The sequence below is a fragment of the Streptomyces sp. NPDC048290 genome (genome assembly GCF_040652095.1).
Classification (GTDB): domain Bacteria; phylum Actinomycetota; class Actinomycetes; order Streptomycetales; family Streptomycetaceae; genus Streptomyces.
Genome location: NZ_JBEZLM010000023.1, coordinates 32,891 through 51,979, shown reverse-complemented (window position 1 = coordinate 51,979; position 19,089 = coordinate 32,891). Strand labels below are relative to the sequence as shown.

The 19,089-nt window shown below is 75.2% G+C and carries 1 protein-coding gene; it reads left to right on the top strand.

Annotated features, from left to right (window positions below; translation table 11 throughout):
- The first annotated feature begins 217 nt into the window (after positions 1-217).
- A complete protein-coding gene (locus tag AB0D49_RS31655) occupies positions 218-19,057 on the top strand; it encodes an amino acid adenylation domain-containing protein (RefSeq protein ID WP_362764083.1) in 18,840 nt (6,279 codons plus the stop codon).
- Positions 19,058-19,089: the final 32 nt, after the last annotated feature.

Here is a 19,089-nt window from a genome sequence, read left to right as displayed (position 1 = left end):
CTGTAGGTGGAGAACTACCAGGCGGAGAACTCCCGTACGAAATCCCCGGGATCATCCGCACCACCCGACACGACCCGGCACGACCCGGCACGACCTGACACCACCCGACTCCGCCCGACTCCACCTGACACCTCTGGGAATTAGGTAACCCTTACCTTAGTATGTCGCCGACCCCCGGCCCACGGCCGGGAACGACCTGCTGGGGAGGCACTCGGCCGTGTGCGGTTCCGAGGATGTACTGACCTACTGGCGGCGGTTGCTCACCCCGCCCCCGCCGGAGCTGTCGCTCCCGGTGGACCGGCCCCATCCGCCGGAGCCCGCGACGGAGCGGGCCACCCGCACGCTCGGCGGACTGCCCGCCGCCTCCGAAGCCCAGCTCCTGACCGCCTTCCTGGCGCTGCTGCACCACTACAGCGGCGCCACCGACCTCACCGTCGGCTATGACGGACTGCCGCTGCGGGTCTCGCTGGACCACGAACCGACCTTCGCCGCACTCGCCCTGCGGGTCGCCGGGGTGTGGGAGGACGCCCGCACCCACCGGGTCCCGCTGGAACTGCTGGTGGACGAGGTGCACCCGGCGCCCACCCGCGGCGGCGGCCGGTTCTTCCACACCGCGTTCTCCACCGCGGACCGCCCGCTCGGCGAGACACCGGGCCCGGTCGATCTCCATCTCGACGTCCGCGACGGCACCGCCCGGCTGGAGTACGCCCCCGCCCTGCTGGACCCGGCCTCCGCCGACCGGCTGCTCGCCCACTACCGCACCCTGCTCACCGACGCGGTGGCCCGCCCCGGGACCCCCGTCACCGGGCTCACCCTGATGTCCGAGGACGAGTACCGGCAGGCCGTCACCGGCTGGAACGACACCGGCCACACCGTCCCGGCCCGCACCTGGCCCGCGTTCTTCGCCGACCAGGTGCGCGCCCGCCCGGACGAGACCGCCCTGGTCTTCGAGGACGAGGAACTGACCTACGCCGAACTCGACGCCCGTGCCAACCGGCTGGCGCACGCCCTGCTGGCACGCGGCGCCGGACCCGAGCAGATCGTGGCGCTCGCCCTGCCCCGCTCGGCCGACCTGATCGTCGCCGAGGTCGCCGTCCTGAAGTCGGGCGCCGCCTATCTCCCGGTCGACCACGACTATCCGGCGGACCGGATCGCCTACATGCTCGGCGACGCCCGCCCCGTGTGCCTGGTCACCACCGAGGCGACCGCCCGCGACCTGCCCGAGGTGCCCGACCCGCACAGCACGCCCGTCCTGGCGCTGGACTCCCCCGCCGTCGCCGCCGAGCTGGCGGACCGCCCGGCCCACGACCCCACGGACCAGGACCGCGGCGCCCCGCTCACCGTCCTCAACGCGGCCTACGTCATCTACACCTCGGGCTCCACCGGCCGCCCCAAGGGAGTCGTCCTCGCCCACTCCGGGGTGGCGAAACTGCTGGCCACGCAGAGCGAGCGGTTCGGGATCGGCCCGCACAGCCGGGTGCTGCAATTCGCCTCGCCCAGTTTCGACGTGGCGTTCTGGGACCTGTGCCTCGGACTGCTCTCCGGCGGACGCCTGGTCGTCGTCCCCGCCGAACGCCGGGTGCCCGGCGCGCCGCTCGCCGACTACGCCCACCGGCACGGCGTCACGTTCATGATCCTGCCGCCCGCCCTGCTCGCCGCGCTCCCCGACGACGTACGGCTGCCGCCCGCCGCGACCCTGCTCGCCGGGACGGAACGGGTCTCCCCCGAACTGGTCGGCCGCTACGCCCGCGGCCGGATGATGTTCAACGCCTACGGGCCGACCGAGGCGACCACCAACTCCACGCTGGGGCTCTGCGACCCGGACACCCCGGCCGGCGCGATCGTGCCGATCGGCGTCCCCGACCCCGGCACCCGCGCCTACGTCCTGGACGCCCGGCTGCGTCCGGTCCCGGCCGGGGTCACCGGCGAGCTGTACCTCGGCGGCGCCGGGCTGGCCCGCGGCTACCTCGGCCGCCCCGACCTGACCGCGGAGCGGTTCGTCGCCGACCCGTTCGGCGCGCCCGGCGAACGGCTGTACCGCACCGGCGACCTGGTACGCCGCCGCCCCGACGGGCGGATGGAGTTCCTCGGCCGCGCGGACGCCCAGCTGAAGATCCGCGGCTTCCGGATCGAGCCGGGCGAGATCGAGTCGGTGCTGCGCGGCCATCCGGCCGTCGACCAGGTCACCGTGGTCGCCCGCGAGGACCGCCCCGGCGACCGCCGCCTCGCCGCCTATGTCGTCCCCGCCCTGGACCCGGCCCCCGACACCACCACCGGTGTCGACGGCTGGAAGGAACTCCACGAACTCCTCTACAGCGCCGCCGGTGCGGACAGCTTCCGGGAGAACTTCGCGGGCTGGAACAGCATGTACGACGGGACACCCCTGCCCGTCGAGGAGCTGCGCGAGTGGCGGGACGCGACCGTCGACCGCGTCCGTGAGGCGGGACCCGCCCGCCGGGTCCTGGAGATCGGTGTCGGCAGCGGGCTGATCCTGTCCCGTCTCGCCCCGGACTGCGAGGCGTACTGGGGCACCGACCTGTCCGAGGAGGCCGTCGCCGCGCTGCGCGCCCAGGTCGCCGCCGACCCCGCGCTCGCGGACCGGGTCCACCTCAGCGCCCGTCCCGCCGACGACACCGAGGGCCTGCCGGAGGGGTTCTTCGACACGGTCGTCGTCAACTCCGTGGCCCAGTACTTCCCGAGCGCCGGATATCTGCGGGACGTGCTCACCAAGGCGGCCCGGCTGCTCGCGTCCGGCGGACGGATCTTCCTCGGCGATGTGCGCAACCTGCGGCTGCTGCGCACCCTGCGCGCCGCCGTCGAGACCCGCCGGGCCGGTGCGGGCGACGACAAGAGCGCCCTGCGCGCGGCCGTGGAACGCTCGGTCCACTGGGAGGGCGAACTCCTCCTGGACCCGGACTTCTTCGCGTCCCTCGACGGCTTCGACACGGACCTGCGGATCAAGCGGGCGATCCACCACAACGAGCTGAGCCGCTACCGCTACGACGTGGTGCTGCGACCGGTCGCCCACCAGGCACCGGAGGAGACCGGGACCCCCGAAACCCACTGGTCCGGCGCCGCCCCCCTCGCCGCGCTCCTCGCGCAGCGCCCCCGTCGGCTGCGGATCACCGGCGTCCCCAACGCCCGCCTCGCCGACGACCTCGCCGACCTGCGCGCCCTGGACGGCAGCGGCCACCAGGCGGCCGTTCCCGGCGCCGACCCCGAGGACCTTTACGCCCTGGCCGCCGAGCACGGCTACGCGGCGGCCCTGACCTGGACCGGCGGCGCCGACGACGGCTCCTTCGACGCGCTGTTCGCCCTCGACGGACCGCCGACCGGCGCCTACCGCCCCTCCGGCGCCTTCCCGACGGCGAACCGCCCGGCGCCGTTCCGGGACCCGGCGGCCCTGATGCGGACGCTGCGCGCCTACGCCGCCGAGTGGCTGCCGGACTACATGGTCCCGTCGGCGTTCGTGGCCCTGCACACCCTGCCGGTGACCCCCAGCGGCAAGATCGACGGCCGGGCGCTGCCGCCGCCCGACTACGCGGCGCTCAGCTCCGGCCGCCCGCCGCGCACCGCCCGTGAGCGGCTGCTGTGCGCGCTGTACGCCGAGGTGCTGCGTCTTGAGTCGGTGACCGCCGAGGACGACTTCCTCGCGCTGGGCGGCGACAGCATCACCGCCATCCACCTCCTCATCCGGGCCCGTGAGTCGGGGCTCGGGCTGACCGCCCGGGACGTGTTCCGGCACCGCACGGTGGAGGCGCTCGCCCATGCCGCCGTGGACCGTGGCACGCAGGACGCCCCGGCGTCGCGGGAACCGCTGCTCACCGTCGCCGACGGCGAACTCGCCGAGATCCAGGGCGACCGCCCGCTGCCGGTCGCCGAACTCCTCCCGCTCACCCCGCTCCAACAGGGCTTCTACTTCCACGCGCTGACCGGTTCGGACGCCTATGTCGTCCAGCAGGTGCTGGAGCTGACGGGCCCGGTGGACGGGGCGGCGCTGCGCCGGGCCGCCCAGCGGCTGCTGGACCGGCACGCCCCGCTGCGCGCCGCGTTCCGCGCCCGCCGGGACGGCACGCCCGTCCAGATCGTCACCGAGGGCGCCGCGCTCCCCTGGCGGGAGGTCGATCTCGGCGGCGAGGACGACGCCGTACGGCCCGTGCTCGGTGACGCGGTCGCGGCCGAAGAGCGGGCCGCGGGCTTCGACCTGGGGGCTCCGCCGCTGATCCGCTGTGCCCTGGTCCGGCTGGACGCCACGCACAGCCGTCTGGTGCTGACGTTCCATCACATCGTCGCGGACGGCTGGTCGCTGCCCGTGCTGCACCGGGAGCTGATGGCCGGGTACGGCACGGACGCCCCCGCCCTGCCCGAGCCCGCGCCCTACCGGGAGTTCCTGCGGCGGCTGGCCGGACGGGACCGGGACGCGGCGCACACCGTGTGGCGGGACGCGCTGGCCGGGCTGGACGAGCCGACCCGGCTGGTGGAGACCCCGGCGGCCGGTACCGCCGTCCACCCGGCGCACGTGCGGGTGGAGCTGGACGAGGAGACGACCGCCCGGCTCGCCGACCGCGCCCGGGAGCACGGCGTCACCCTGGGCACGGTCGTGCAGACCGCGTGGGGGCTGCTGCTCGGCCGGCTGACCGGCCGGACGGACGTGGTGTTCGGGACGACCGTCTCGGGGCGGGACAGCGAGGTGGACGGGATCGCCGGGATGGTGGGCCTGTTCATCAACACCGTGCCGACCCGGTTCCGGTGGACGCCGGGCGCCCCGCTCGGCGCGCTGCTCACCCGGCTCCAGGAGGAGCAGGCCCGGCTGCTGGACCACCAGCACCTGGGGCTGGCGGAGATCCAGCGGCTGGCGGGACACGCGGGGCGCGGCGAACTCTTCGACACGCTGGTGGTGTTCGAGAACTATCCGTCCGTGACCGAGCCCCAGGACCCGTCGGGCACGGTCCGGATCACCGGGGACGCCTTCCACGACACCGTGCACTATCCCCTCGCCCTGGTGGTGAAGCCGGGCCGCACGCTGGGTCTGCGGCTCAAACACCACACGGACCGGATCGACGGGGCCGCCGTGGGCGCGCTCGGCGACCGGCTGGCCCGGGTGCTGCGGGCGCTCGCCGCCGACCCGTCCCGCACGGCGGCCTCCCTCGATCTGCTCACCCCGGACGAGGCCCTGACCGCGCATCCGGCGGGCGAGGAGCGCGCGGTCCCGGCGGCCACGCTGGCGGGGGCGTTCGCCGCGCAGGTGGCCCGCACGCCGGACGCCACCGCCGTGGTGTTCGCCGGTGAGCGGCTGACGTACGCCGAACTCGACGCCCGTGCCGCCCGGCTGGCCGCCCGGCTGTGGGCGAGGGGCGCAGGACCCGGCACCTTCGTGGGCGTGGCCGTGCCCCGCTCGTCGGAACTCATGGTGGCGCTGCTCGGGGTGCTGAAGTCGGGCGCCGCCTATCTGCCGCTCGACCTGGACTATCCGGCGGACCGGGTGGCGCACATGCTCACCGACTCGGGCGCCCGGACCGTGCTCGCGCTCGGCGACAGCGCGGGACGGCTGCCCGAGGTGCCCGGTACGGAGGTGCTGCTGCTGGACGCGCCGGAGCAGGAAGGACCGGTGTCCGTCCCGCCGCCCGCCCGCCCCGGCGACCCGGCCTACCTCCTGTACACCTCGGGTTCGACCGGGCTGCCCAAGGGTGTGGTCGTCACCCATGAGGCGATCGTCAACCGGCTGGCCTGGATGCAGGGCGCCCACGAGTTGGGCGCGGACGACCGGGTGCTCCAGAAGACCCCGTCGAGTTTCGACGTCTCCGTCTGGGAGTTCTTCTGGCCGCTGCTCGAAGGCGCCACCGTGGTGCTGGCGCGCCCCGACGGCCATCGCGACCCGGCGTACTTGGCGGACCTGGTCCGCGCCGAGTCCGTCACCACCATGCACTTCGTGCCGTCGATGCTGGAGGCGTTCCTCCGGTCCGAGGAGGTGACCGCCGACCCGGCGTGGGCGGCGCCGCTGCGCCGGGTGTTCAGCAGCGGTGAGGCGCTGCCGACGGCCGCCGCGCACCGCTGGCGGGAGCTGACCGGCGTACCGCTGCACAATCTGTACGGGCCGACCGAGGCGGCCGTCGATGTCACCTTCCACCCGTTCGACGGGGAACCGGGGGTGTCGGTGCCGATCGGGCGGCCGGTGTGGAACACCGGGCTGCGGGTGCTGGACGCGTGTCTGACGCCGGTGCCCGACGGGGTGCCCGGCGAGCTGTATCTGACGGGTGTCCAGTTGGCGCGGGGGTATCACGCGCGGCCCGCGCTGACCGCCGGGCGGTTCACCGCCGACCCGTACGGTCCGCCGGGGACGCGGATGTACCGCACCGGTGACCTGGTGCGGCGCCGGGCCGACGGGGTGGTCGAGTACCTGGGCCGCACCGACCGTCAGGTCAAGCTGCGCGGCAACCGGATCGAGCCCGGCGAGATCGAGGCCGCGCTGACGGCGCTGGACGCGGTGGCGCAGGCGGCGGTCACGGTCCGGGACGACACGCTGGTGGCGTACGTGGTGCCCGCAACGCCCGCCGGGACCGCCGGGACTACCGGGCCTGCCGAGACTGCCGGGACCGCCGAGACTGCCGGGACCGCCGGGACCGCCGCGCCCACCGCACCCACCGCGCCCATCGCGCCCGAGGTGCTGCGGGACGCGCTCGCCGGACGGCTGCCCGCGCCGATGGTGCCGGGTGCCTGGGTGGTGCTGGACGCGTTCCCGCTCACCCCGAGCGGCAAGCTGGACCGGGCCGCGCTGCCCGCCCCGCAGGCCGTGCGCGCCGCCGCCCGCGCCCCCCGGACCCCGCGCGAACGGGTCCTGACCGAGATCTTCACCTCCGTGCTGAAGCTCACCGACCTCGGCGCCGACGACGACTTCTTCCTGCTCGGCGGCGACAGCATCAGCTCCATCGCGGTGTCCAGCCGGGCCCGCCGGGCGGGGCTCGCGATCGATCCGCGCGATGTGTTCGAGCACCGCACCCCGGCCGCGCTCGCGGCGGCTGCCTCCGACGCCGTCGAGACGGTCGCGCCCGCCGCCGAGTTCACCCTGACCGCCGCCGAACGGGCGCGGGTGGAGGGGCTGGCGCCCGGCCGCGTCGAGGACGTGTGGCCGCTCGCCCCGCTCCAGGAGGGCCTGTTCTTCCACGCCGCCTACGACGACAGCGCACTCGACGTCTACACCGTCCACGAGTCCTTCGACCTCGCCGAGCCGGTCGACACCGGCCGGCTGCTGGCCGCGACCCGGGCGCTGCTGGCCCGGCATCCGAGTCTGCGCGCCGGATTCACCAGCGAGGGGCTGCGCCAGCCGGTGCAGTTCATCGTGTCCGGCGCCGAGGTCCCGCTGACCGTGGCCGATCTGTCCGGGCTCGCGCCCGCCGAGCAGGACCGGCGGATGGCGGAGCTGCTGGACGCCGAGCGCGCCCGCCGCTTCGACCTGTCGTCTCCGCTGCTGTTCCGGATGCTGCTGGTGCGGCTCGGGGCCGGGCGCGGCGACCGGCTGGTGATCGGCCGTCATCTGATCCTGTGGGACGGCTGGTCGGCCTGGCTGTTCCTGGACGAGCTGTTCGCGCTGTACGAGAGCGGCGGCGACCCGGCCGATCTCGCCCCGCCCGGCGCCTACCGGGACTATCTGAGCTGGCTGGCCCGTCAGGACGACGGCGCGGCGACCCGGGCGTGGCGGGCGGCGCTCGCCGGGTTCGAGGAGCCCACACTGCTGGCGCCCGGGGTGTCCGACCGGGGGCTTGAGCCGGTGATCCCGGTCCAATTGGACACGGTTCTCGACCCGGAGGTCGCGGCACGGCTCAAGGAGACCGCGCGGCGGCACGGCCTGACCCTGAACACGGTCCTGAACACGGCCTGGGGTCTGGTGCTGGCGGGCGCGACCGGGCGGACCGACATCGCGTTCGGCACGACGGTCGCGGGCCGCCCCGGGGAGGTGCCGGAGGTGGAGAGCGTCATCGGCATGTTCCTCAACACGGTCCCCGCGCGGATCGCGTTCGACCCGCGCGAGGCGGTCCTCGACCTGCTGAGGCGGGTGCAGGACGAGCGGCTCGCGGTGATGCCGTACGAGTATCTGGGGCTCGGGGTGCTCCAGGCGGAGAGCGGGCACCGGCGGCTGTTCGACACGCTGTTCGTGCTGCGCAACGCCGACAGCGACGAACGGCTGGCCGGGCTCAGGGAGCGGCACGGGGCGAGCGCGGTGGCCAATGTGGACGCCACGCACTATCCGGCGAACCTGGTGGTGACGCCGGGCGAGCAGGTCCGGGTGACCCTCGCGCACCGGCCCGATCTGCTGACCGGTCCGGCCGCGCGGGCGCTGCTGGACCGGTTCGTGCTGCTGGTGGGGCGGCTGGTCGCGGACCCGTCCGCGCCGGTCGGCGCGCTCGACGCGCTGCTGCCCGCCGAGGCCGCCGCGCTGGCCCGGGAGGACGCCGGGCAGCGCCAGCCGGTGCCCCGGGAGACGGTCGCCGACCTGCTGGCGGCGCAGGCGGCCCGTACGCCGGAGGCGACCGCGCTGGTGTGCGGGGCGCGGACGGTGACGTACGCCGAACTCGACGCGGACTGCGACCGGCTGGCGCGGCTGCTGATCGCGCGCGGGGCGGGGCCGGAGAAGGTGGTGGCGCTGGGGCTGCCCCGGTCGATCGACACGGTGGTGGCGCTGTTCGCGGTGCTGCGCACCGGGGCCGCGTATCTGCCGCTGGAGCTGGACCATCCGGCCGAGCGGCTGTCGGCGACACTGGCCGACGCCCGTCCGCTGCTGCTCCTGTCGACCCGGGCGGTGTCCGGGACACTCACCGGGGACGTCCCGAGAGTGCTGCTCGACGCGCCGGACACAACCGCCGAACTGGCCGCGCTCCCGGCGGACCCGGTGAAGGTGTCGTTCAGCCTGGACCACCCGGCGTACGTGATCTACACCTCGGGTTCCACGGGCCGCCCCAAGGGCGTGGTCACCCCGTACCGGGGGCTGACGAACATGCAGCTCAACCATCAGAAGGAGATCTTCGCCCCGGCCATCGCGGCGGCGGGCGGGCGACGCCTGCGGATCGCGCACACCGTGTCGTTCGCGTTCGACATGTCGTGGGAGGAGCTGCTGTGGCTGGTCGAGGGCCACGAGGTGCACATCTGTGACGAGGAGCTGCGCCGGGACGCGACCGCGCTGGTGGCGTACTGCGAGGAGCACCGGGTCGACGTGGTGAACGTGACCCCGACCTACGCCCATCTCCTGATCGAGGAGGGGCTGTTGGAGGGGCACCGGCCGCCGCTGGTGCTGCTGGGCGGGGAGGCCGTCACCGAGACGGTGTGGAACACCCTGCGGGACACCGAGGGGACGTACGGCTACAACCTGTACGGGCCGACCGAGTACACCATCAACACGCTGGGCGGCGGCACCCATGACAGCGCCACTCCGACCGTGGGGCGTCCCATCCGGGCGACCCGGGCCCGGATTCTGGACCCGTGGCTGCGGCCGGTGCCGGACGGTGTGGCGGGTGAGTTGTACATCGCGGGCGCCGGGCTGGCGCGCGGCTATCTGGACCGGCCGGGGCTGACCGCGGAGCGGTTCGTCGCCGACCCCTACGGGCGGCCCGGGGAGCGGGTGTACCGCACCGGCGACCTGGTGCGGCGCCGCCCGGACGGCAATCTGGACTTCCTGGGCCGCACCGACGACCAGGTGAAGATCCGGGGCCACCGGGTGGAGCTGGGCGAGATCGAGACGGTCCTCGCCCAGCACCCGGAGGTGTCCCAGGCCGCCGTGCTGGCCCGCGACGACACCGCCGCGCCGGGCACCAAGCGGCTGGTGGGCTATGTCGTCCCCGCCGAGCGGGACGCGGAGAGCGTGCGGGCGGCGGAGCGGGAGCAGATCGGCGAGTGGCGGGACATCTACGCCGCCGAGTACACCGAGATCGGCACCGCCCTGTTCACCGAGGACTTCGCGGGCTGGGACAGCTCCTACGACGGGGCGCCGATCCCGCTGGAGGGTATGCGGGAGTGGCGGGCGGCGACCGTCGAGCGTATCCGTGAGCTGCGTCCGCGCCGGATACTGGAGATCGGTGTCGGCTCGGGGCTGCTGCTGTCCCGGCTGGCGCCGGACGCGGCGGAGTACTGGGCGACCGACTTCGCCGCCCCGGTGATCGCCAAGCTGACCGCCGAGATCCAGGCCGACCCGGAGCTGGCCGCCAAGGTCGAACTGCGCTGCCAGGCCGCCGAGGTGACCGAGGGGCTGCCCGCCGGGCACTTCGACACGATCGTCGTCAACTCCGTCGTCCAGTACTTCCCGAGCCTGGACCACCTCCACTCGGTGATCCGGGGCGCGCTGGCGCTGCTCGCGCCCGGCGGCTCCCTCTTCCTCGGTGACGTCCGCGACCTGCGACAGGGCCGGATCTTCCAGACCGGCATCCAGCAGGCGCGCGGCACGGCCCCCGAGGCACTGCCCCGTGCGGTGGAGCGGGGCCTCGCCCTGGAGAAGGAACTCCTGGTCGACCCCGACTGGTTCACCACCCTCGGCGTCGGGGTCGACCTGCGCACCAAGGAGGGCCGCCACCACAACGAGCTGAGCCGCTACCGCTACGACGTGATCCTGTACGCCGACGCGTCCGACGCCACCGACGTCTCCGCCGCGCCCGAACTCCCCTGGGGCGCCGACCTGTCCGGCGTGCTGGCGGACGGGCAGCCGCTGCGGGTGGTCCGCGTGCCGGACGCCCGGACCGCCGCCGACCTCGCCGCCACACGCGCGCTGGACGGCGGGCCCGCCCCGGAGGCGGGCGTGGAGCCGGACGACCTGCGGGAGCTGGGCGCGGCGCACGGGTACCGGGTGCTGACCACCTGGTCCGGCGAACCCGGCTTCTTCGACGCGGTGTTCCTCCCGGTCGCCCTCGACGGCCGCACCGGCGGCCTGTACCGGCCGCGCCCGGGGCGCGGGGACGCCCCCTGGGCGAGCAGTCCGACGGCGGCCCGGGGCGCCGGGGCGCTGATCCGGCGGCTGCGGGAGGACCTGGGGCGGCGGCTGCCGGGCTATATGGTCCCGGCGGCGTTCGTGGTCCTGGACCGGCTGCCGATGAACGACAACGGGAAGCTGGACGCGCGGGCCCTGCCGGACGCCGAACCCGCCGTGGCGCTCTCCGAGGGGCGCGGTCCGCGCACCCCGGTGGAGGAGGTGCTGTGCCGGCTGTTCGCCGAGGTGCTGGGGCTGGAGCGGACCGGCGCCGAGGACAACTTCTTCGACCTGGGCGGTCATTCGCTGCTGGCGACCCGGCTGATCAGCCGGGCCCGCACCGAGCTGGGCGCCGAGCTGGCGATCCGGGACCTGTTCGAGGCGCCGACCCCGGAGGCGCTGGCGTCCCGCGCCGGGACCGGCCGTCCGGCGCGCCCGGTGCTGGCCCCGGCGACCGGGCGTCCGGCGCGGCTGCCGCTGTCGGCGGCGCAGCGGCGGCTGTGGCTGGTGGAGCGGATCACCGGTGACGCCGTGGCGTACCACTTCCCGCTGGTCGTCCGCTTGCGCGGGCGGCTCGACCCGGCGGCGCTCAGGGCCGCGCTGGCGGATGTGACGGACCGGCACGAGGTGCTGCGCACCCGGTTCCTGGAGGCGGACGGGGAGCCGTACGCGTGGATCGCGGCGCCGGGCGAGGTCGCCCCGGCGTTCACGGTGGAGGACTGCGCGCAGGAGGAGCTGGCGGGGCGGATCGAGGAGATCCAGCGCCGTCCGTTCGATCTGCGGTCCGAGATCCCGCTGCGCGCCCAGGTGCTGCGGCTCGGCGCCGAGGACCAGGTGGTGGCGCTGGTGCTGCATCACATCGCCACCGACGAGTGGTCCGACCGGCCGTTCCTGGCCGACCTGGGCACGGCGTACGCGGCGCGGCTCGCGGGCGGGGCCCCGGACTGGGCGCCGCTGCCGGTGCAGTACGCCGATTACACGCTGTGGCAGCGGGAGCTGCTGGCCCAGGTCGGCGCGGAGCAGCTCGCGTACTGGACGGAGGCGCTGCGGGGGCTGCCGGAGGAGCTGGCGCTCCCGGCGGACCGGCCGCGTCCCGAGCGGCCCACCGGGCGCAGCGGCAAGGTCGGTCTCGACCTGGACCCGGCGACGGTGGCCGGGCTGCGCGCGCTGTCCTCGGCGACCGGGACCAGCATGTTCATGCTGTTCCAGGCGGCCACGGCGGCGCTGCTGCACCGGCTCGGGGCGGGTGACGACATTCCGCTGGGCTCCCCCATCGCGGGCCGTACCGACTCGGCGCTGGACGAGCTGGTGGGCTTCTTCGTGAACACGCTGGTGCTGCGCACCGATCTGTCGGGTGCGCCCACGTTCCGGGGGCTGCTGGGCCAGGTGCGGGAGACGGCGCTGGCCGCGTTCGAGCGGCAGGACGTGCCGTTCGACACGGTGGTGGAGGCGGTCAATCCGCCCCGGGTGGCGGGCCGCAACCCGCTGTTCCAGGTGATGCTGGGCTACCACTGGCGGCCCGACGGCGACCCGGACGTGCTGGGGCTGGCGACCGAGTGGTCCGAGATGGACACCGGTTCCGCCAAGTTCGACCTGCACGTCACCTTCGTCGACGAGACGGGCCGGGACCGGCTGGCGCTGCTGCTGGAGTACGCGGCCGACCGGTTCGACCCGGCGACCGCCGAGCGGCTCGCCGGGCGGCTGTCCCGGCTGCTGGACCAGGTGGCGGCCGACCCGGACCGGCTCGTACGCGACCTGGACGTCCTGGACACCGCCGAGCGGACTGCCGTCCTGACCGGCTGGAACGACACCGCGCACCCCGTCCCGGCGGTCACCCTGCCCGAGCTGTTCGCCGCGCAGGCCGCCCGCACCCCGGACGCCCTCGCCCTGGTCTTCGAAGAGGAGCGGCTGACGTACGCGGAGCTGGACGCGCGGGTGGAGCGCACCGCGCGGGTGCTGGCCGGGATGGGCGTGGGCGCGGAGCGGACGGTGGCGGTCGCGCTGCCCCGCTCGGTGGAGCTGGTGATCGCGCTGCTGGCGGTGCACCGGGCGGGCGGCGCCTATCTGCCGCTGGACCCCGCACTGCCCGAGGAGCGGCGGTCCTTGATGCTGGCGGACACCGACACAGTGTGCGTACTCGCCGACGGACTCCCGGAGGGCCCCGAGGGCCCGCTCCCCACGTCGTACGACCCGCTGAGCACCGCCTACGTCCTGTACACCTCGGGGTCGACGGGACGTCCCAAGGGTGTGGCGGTGCCGCACGCGGGGATCGTGAACCGGCTGCTGTGGACGCAGGACGCGTACGGGCTGACCGCTGACGACCGGGTGCTCCAGAAGACTCCGGCCGGGTTCGACGTGTCGGTGTGGGAGTTCTTCTGGCCGCTGATCACCGGGGCGGCGCTGGTGGTGGCGCGGCCCGGCGGGCACCGGGACCCGGCGTATCTCGCGGCGCTGATCCGGGACCAGGGTGTGACGACCGCGCACTTCGTGCCGTCGATGCTCCAGGTGTTCCTGGAGGAACCGGCCGCCGCCGGGTGCACCGGGCTGCGCCGGGTGCTGTGCAGCGGTGAGGCGCTGCCGGTGCCGGTGGCCCGGCGGTTCCACGAGGTGCTGCCGTGCGCGCTGCACAACCTTTACGGGCCGACGGAGGCGTCGGTCGACGTCACCGCCACCGAGGTGGCGCCCGGCGCGGAGCGGGTCGGCATCGGGCGCCCGGTGTGGAACACGCGGGTGCTGGTGCTGGACGCGGCGCTGCGGCCGGTGCCGCCCGGGGTCGCCGGGGAGCTGTATCTCGCGGGCGTGCAACTGGCGCGCGGCTATGTCGGGATGCCCGCGCTGACCGCCGAGCGGTTCACCGCCGACCCGTACGGGCCGCCCGGGAGCCGCATGTACCGCACCGGTGACGTGGTCCGCTGGGCCGCCGACGGCTCGCTGGACTTCCTGGGCCGCTCCGACGACCAGGTGAAGATCCGGGGGATGCGGGTCGAGCCCGGCGAGATCGCCGCCGTCCTCGGCCGCCATCCGGCGGTGCGGCACGCGGTGGTCGTCCCGCACGACGGACGGCTCGTCGCCTACGTCGTCCCGGCCGCCGCCGATCCGGTGGCGGTGCGCGGACACGCCGCCGCGCTGCTGCCCGAGCACATGGTCCCGGCGGCGGTGGTCGCCCTGGACGCGCTGCCGGTGACCGCGAACGGCAAGCTGGACCGGCGTGCGCTGCCCGTCCCGGAGTTCACCGGGACGTCCGGGGCCGCGCGCACCGCCCGCGAGGACGTGCTGTGCGCCCTGTTCGCGCAGGTGCTGGGCGTCGCACGGGTCGGGGTGGACGACGACTTCTTCGCGCTCGGCGGGCATTCGCTGCTGGCGGTGCGGCTGGTGGCCGGGGTGCGGGCGGCGTTCGGCGCGGAGGTGTCGCTGCGGACGGTGTTCGACGCGCCGACCGTGGCCGGGCTCGCGGCCCGGCTCGGGGACGGCGAGGGCATGGGCGCCCGTCCGGCACCGGCTGTCCGGGAGCGTCCCGCGCTGCTGCCGCTGTCCTCGGCGCAACGCCGGCTGTGGGTGCTCTACCAGGTGGAGGGCCCCAGCCCGACGTACAACATCCCGACGGCCTGGCGGCTGACGGGCGAGCTGGACGTGGTGGCGCTGGAGGCCGCCGTGCGGGACGTGGTGACCCGGCACGAGACGTTGCGGACGGTGTTCCCGGACGACGGCGGGACGCCCCGCCAGCGGGTGCTGGAGCCGGACGCGGTCCCGTTCACGGTGACCGAGGTGGCGCCGGAGCTACTGGCGGAGCGGTTGCTGGCGGCGGGGGCGTACGGCTTCGCGCTGGACCGGGAGGCGCCGCTGCGGGTGGATGTGTTCCGGACCGGGGAGCGGGACTGGACGCTGCTGCTCCTGCTGCACCACATCGCGGGCGACGAGTGGTCGCAGGCCCCGCTGAACCGGGACCTGGCGCTCGCCTACGCGGCCCGGACCGAGGGGCGGGCCCCGGCGTGGGAGCCGCTGCCGGTGCAGTACGCGGACTACACGCTGTGGCAGCGGGAGCTGCTGGGCGACGAACGGGACCCGGAGAGCCTGGCGGCCCGTCAGCTCGCCCACTGGCGGACCGCGCTGGCCGGACTGCCCGAGGAACTGACCCTGCCGGTGGACCGGCCGCGCCCGCTGGAGTCGACCTACCGTGGCGGCGCGGCGGACCTGTCGCTGGACGCGGAACTGGGCGCCGCCCTGGAGCGGCTGGCCCGGGACAGCGGGGTCACGGTGTTCATGGTGCTCCAGAGCGCGGTGGCGACCCTGCTGACCCGGCTCGGCGCGGGCACGGACATCCCGCTCGGCAGCCCGATCTCGGGCCGCACGGACGCGGCGCTTGACGATCTGGTCGGCTTCTTCCTGAACACGCTGGTACTGCGCACCGACACCTCGGGCGAGCCCACGTTCCGGGAGCTGCTGGCCCGGGTGCGGGCGGCGGACCTGGCCGCGTTCGACCATCAGGACATGCCGTTCGAACGGCTGGTGGAGGTGCTGAACCCGGCGCGGTCGCTGGCCCGGCATCCGCTGTTCCAGGTGATGGTGGTCCATCTGGCGGCCGGTGAGGAGGAGCCGGGGCTGCCGGGGCTCGCGGCGCGCCGGGACGAGGTGGCGCAGACGACCGCCAAGTTCGACCTGTCGTTCGACTTCGTGGCGCGGGCCGACGGCTCGGGCGTGGACGGGGTGCTGGAGTACAGCGCCGATCTGTTCGACCCGGCGACCGCCGCCGCGTTCGCGGACCGGCTGCGGCGGATTCTGCGGACGGTGACCGCCGACCCGGACGTCCGGATCGGCCGGATCGACGTGCTGTCCGGTGCGGAGCGGCGGGAGCTGGCCGCAGGCTGGGGCGCCCGTCCGGTGCTCGGGTCGCCGACGACCGTGCCCGCGCTGTTCGAGGAGCGGGTCCGGCTGCACCCGGAGCTGCCCGCCGTCGCCTCGGACGGTCTGGAGCTGACCTTCGCGGAGCTGGAGGCGGAGGCCAACCGGCTGGCGCGGGTGCTGGTGGGGCACGGGGCGGGCCCGGAGCGGTTCGTGGCGCTGGCGCTGCCGCGCACCGCCCGGTTCCTGGTGGCGGTGCTCGCGGTGCACAAGGCGGGCGCGGGCTATCTGCCGCTGGACCCGGACGCGCCCGGCGAGCGCACGGCCCAGGTCCTCGCCGACGCGGGCCCGGTCCTCACCCTCACCACCGCCGCGACGGCCACTGCCCTGCCGTCGGGGGCGCCCCTGCTGGTCCTGGACTCCCCCGCCACGGCCGGGGAGATCGCCGCCCAGGACCCGGGGCCGCTCACAGACGCGGACCGGACCACACCGCTGACCCCCCGTCACCCGGCGTATGTCATCTACACGTCGGGCTCCACGGGACGCCCGAAGGGTGTGGTCATCACCCACGAGACCCTGACCACGCTCTTCCACAGCCACCGCGAGACCCTCTACGCCCCGGCGGTGGAGGCGGCCGGGCGGCGGCATCTGCGGGCCGGACACGCCTGGTCGTTCTTCTTCGACGCGTCCTGGCAGCCGCAGCTGTGGCTGCTGGACGGGCACTGTGTGCACATCGTGTCCGAGGAGGTCCGCCGGGACGCCGAACTCCTCGCGGCGGCCGTGCGCACCCACCGCTTCGACTTCCTGGAGGTCACGCCGTCGCTGTTCGCGCAGATGGCGGACGCCGGGCTGCTGGACGGCGCGGACTGCCCGCTGACGGTGGTCGGCGTGGGCGGCGAGGCGGTACCGGTGGCCCTGTGGCGGCGTCTCGCGGAGCTGCGCGGCACCGAGGCGTTCAACCTCTACGGGCCGACCGAGTCGACCGTGGACGCGCTGGTCGCCCGGGTCCGGGACAGCGCACGCCCGCTGGTGGGCCGCCCGGTGGCCGGGACGCGGGCCCATGTCCTGGACGGGCTGCTCCAGCCGGTGCCGCCCGGGGTCACCGGGGAGCTTTACCTCGCCGGGGGCGGACTGGCCCGGGGGTACCTGGGCGCGCCGGGGCAGACGGCGGAACGGTTCGTCGCCGACCCGTTCGGGGCGCCGGGGGCCCGGCTGTACCGCACCGGCGACCTGGCCCGCTGGACGGCGGACGGCCGGATCGACTACCTGGGCCGGGCCGACGACCAGGTGAAGATCCGCGGCTTCCGGATCGAGCCCGCCGAGATCGAATCGGCCCTCACCACAAGCCCGGACCTGGCGCAGGCCCTGGTGACGGTCCATGAGGACGGCCCGCGCAAGCGGCTGGTGGCGTACGTCGTCCCGGCGCCCGGCGCGGTCCCGGACCCGGCGCGGGTGCGGGCGCACGCCGCCGGACTGCTGCCGGACCACATGGTCCCGGCGGCCGTGGTGCCGCTGGACCGCTTCCCGCAGCTCGCCAACGGCAAGCTGGACCGGGCGGCGCTGCCCGCGCCCGACTTCGCGGCACTGTCCTCGGGCCGGGAGCCCGCCACGGAGCTGGAGCGGACGCTGTGCGCGGTGTTCGCCGAGGTGCTGGGGCTGGACCGGACCGGCGCGGACGACGACTTCTTCGTGCTGGGCGGCGACAGCATCGTGGCGATGCAACTGGTGGGCCGGGCGCGCGCGGCGGGGCTGCGGATCACCCCGCGCCAGGTGTTCCGGCACCGTACGGCCGCCGCGCTCGCGTCGGTCGCGGTCCCGGTGGACGCGTCGGCGGCCCGCACCGCCGACGACGGCACCGGCACGGTCCCATTCACGCCGGTCATGCACTGGCTGCGCGAGCTGGGCGGACCGATCGCCTCGTACCACCAGTCGGCGCTGGTGCGGACCCCGGCCGCGCTGGGACTGCCCGCGCTGACGGCGATCCTCCAGGCGCTGGCCGACCGGCACGACCTGCTGCGGGCCACGCTGGTGCGGCCCGCCGACGGTCCGGACTGGACGCTGAGCGTGCCGCCCGCCGGGACGGTGGACGCGGGCGGCTGGATCGAGCGGGTCGATGTCACCGGGCTGACGGCGGAGGCGCTCGCCGAGACGGTCGGGGAACGGGCGCGCGCGGCGCGGGCGCTGCTGGACCCGGACGCCGGGGTGATGGTCCGGGCGGTGTGGTTCGACGCAGGCGACGCCCCGGGGCGGCTGCTGCTGATGGCCCATCACCTGGTGGTGGACGGTGTGTCGTGGCGGATCCTGCTGCCGGACCTCGCGGCGGCCTGGCGGGACGTGTCCGCGGGGCGTCCGGTGCTTCCGGCGCCGGTGGAGACCTCGTTCGCCCGCTGGGCGCGGCTGCTCGGCGAGCTGGCCCGGGACCCGGCGCGGGAGGCGGAACTCCCGGTGTGGCGCTCGGTCCTGGACTCCGGTACGGAGCCGTTCCCGCTGCTGCGGGCGCCGGACCCGGACCGGGACACCGCCGCCACCGTCCGGGAGGTCGCCCTGCGGCTGCCCGCCGCGGTGACCGGACCGCTGCTGTCGTCCGTCCCGGCGGCGTTCGGCGCCTCCGTCGACGAGGTGCTGCTCGCCGGTCTCGGGCTGGCCTTCGCCGACTGGCGGCGCCGCCACGGCCACCCGGACGGCCCGGTGCTGGTCGACCGGGAGGGCCACGGCCGCGCCGAGGAACTGGGCGGCGACGGCGTCGACCTGTCCCGCACGGTGGGCTGGTTCACCAGCGTGCACCCGGTGCGGCTCGACGCCGGATCGCTCGACCCGGCGGAGGCGTTCGCAGGGGGCCCGGCGGCCGGTGAGGCGGTACGCCGGGTGCGGGAGCACCTGGCGGAACTGCCCGGGGACGGGGACGGCGTCGGCTACGGACTGCTGCGCCATCTCAACCCGGTGACCAGCGCGGAGCTGGCCGCCCATGAGCCGCCCCGGATCGAGTTCAACTACCTGGGCCGGTTCGGCATCCCCGAGGAGGCCGACTGGTCGTACGCGCCCGAGGAGGAGACGGCCGACATCGGCCCCGAGGGCGCGATGCGCACGGGCCACGCCCTGGAGATCAATGTGGTGACCGAGGACCGGGCGGACGGCCCGGTGCTGGCCGCCCACTGGTCCTACGCCTCCGGCCTGCTGGCCGAGGACACGGTCCGGGACCTGGCCGGGACCTGGTTCCGCGCACTGGAGGGCCTCGTCGCACAAGCCGCCCAGCACCCCCGGACCACCCCCTGAAGCACTCCTGAAACACCACTTACCAAGGAACG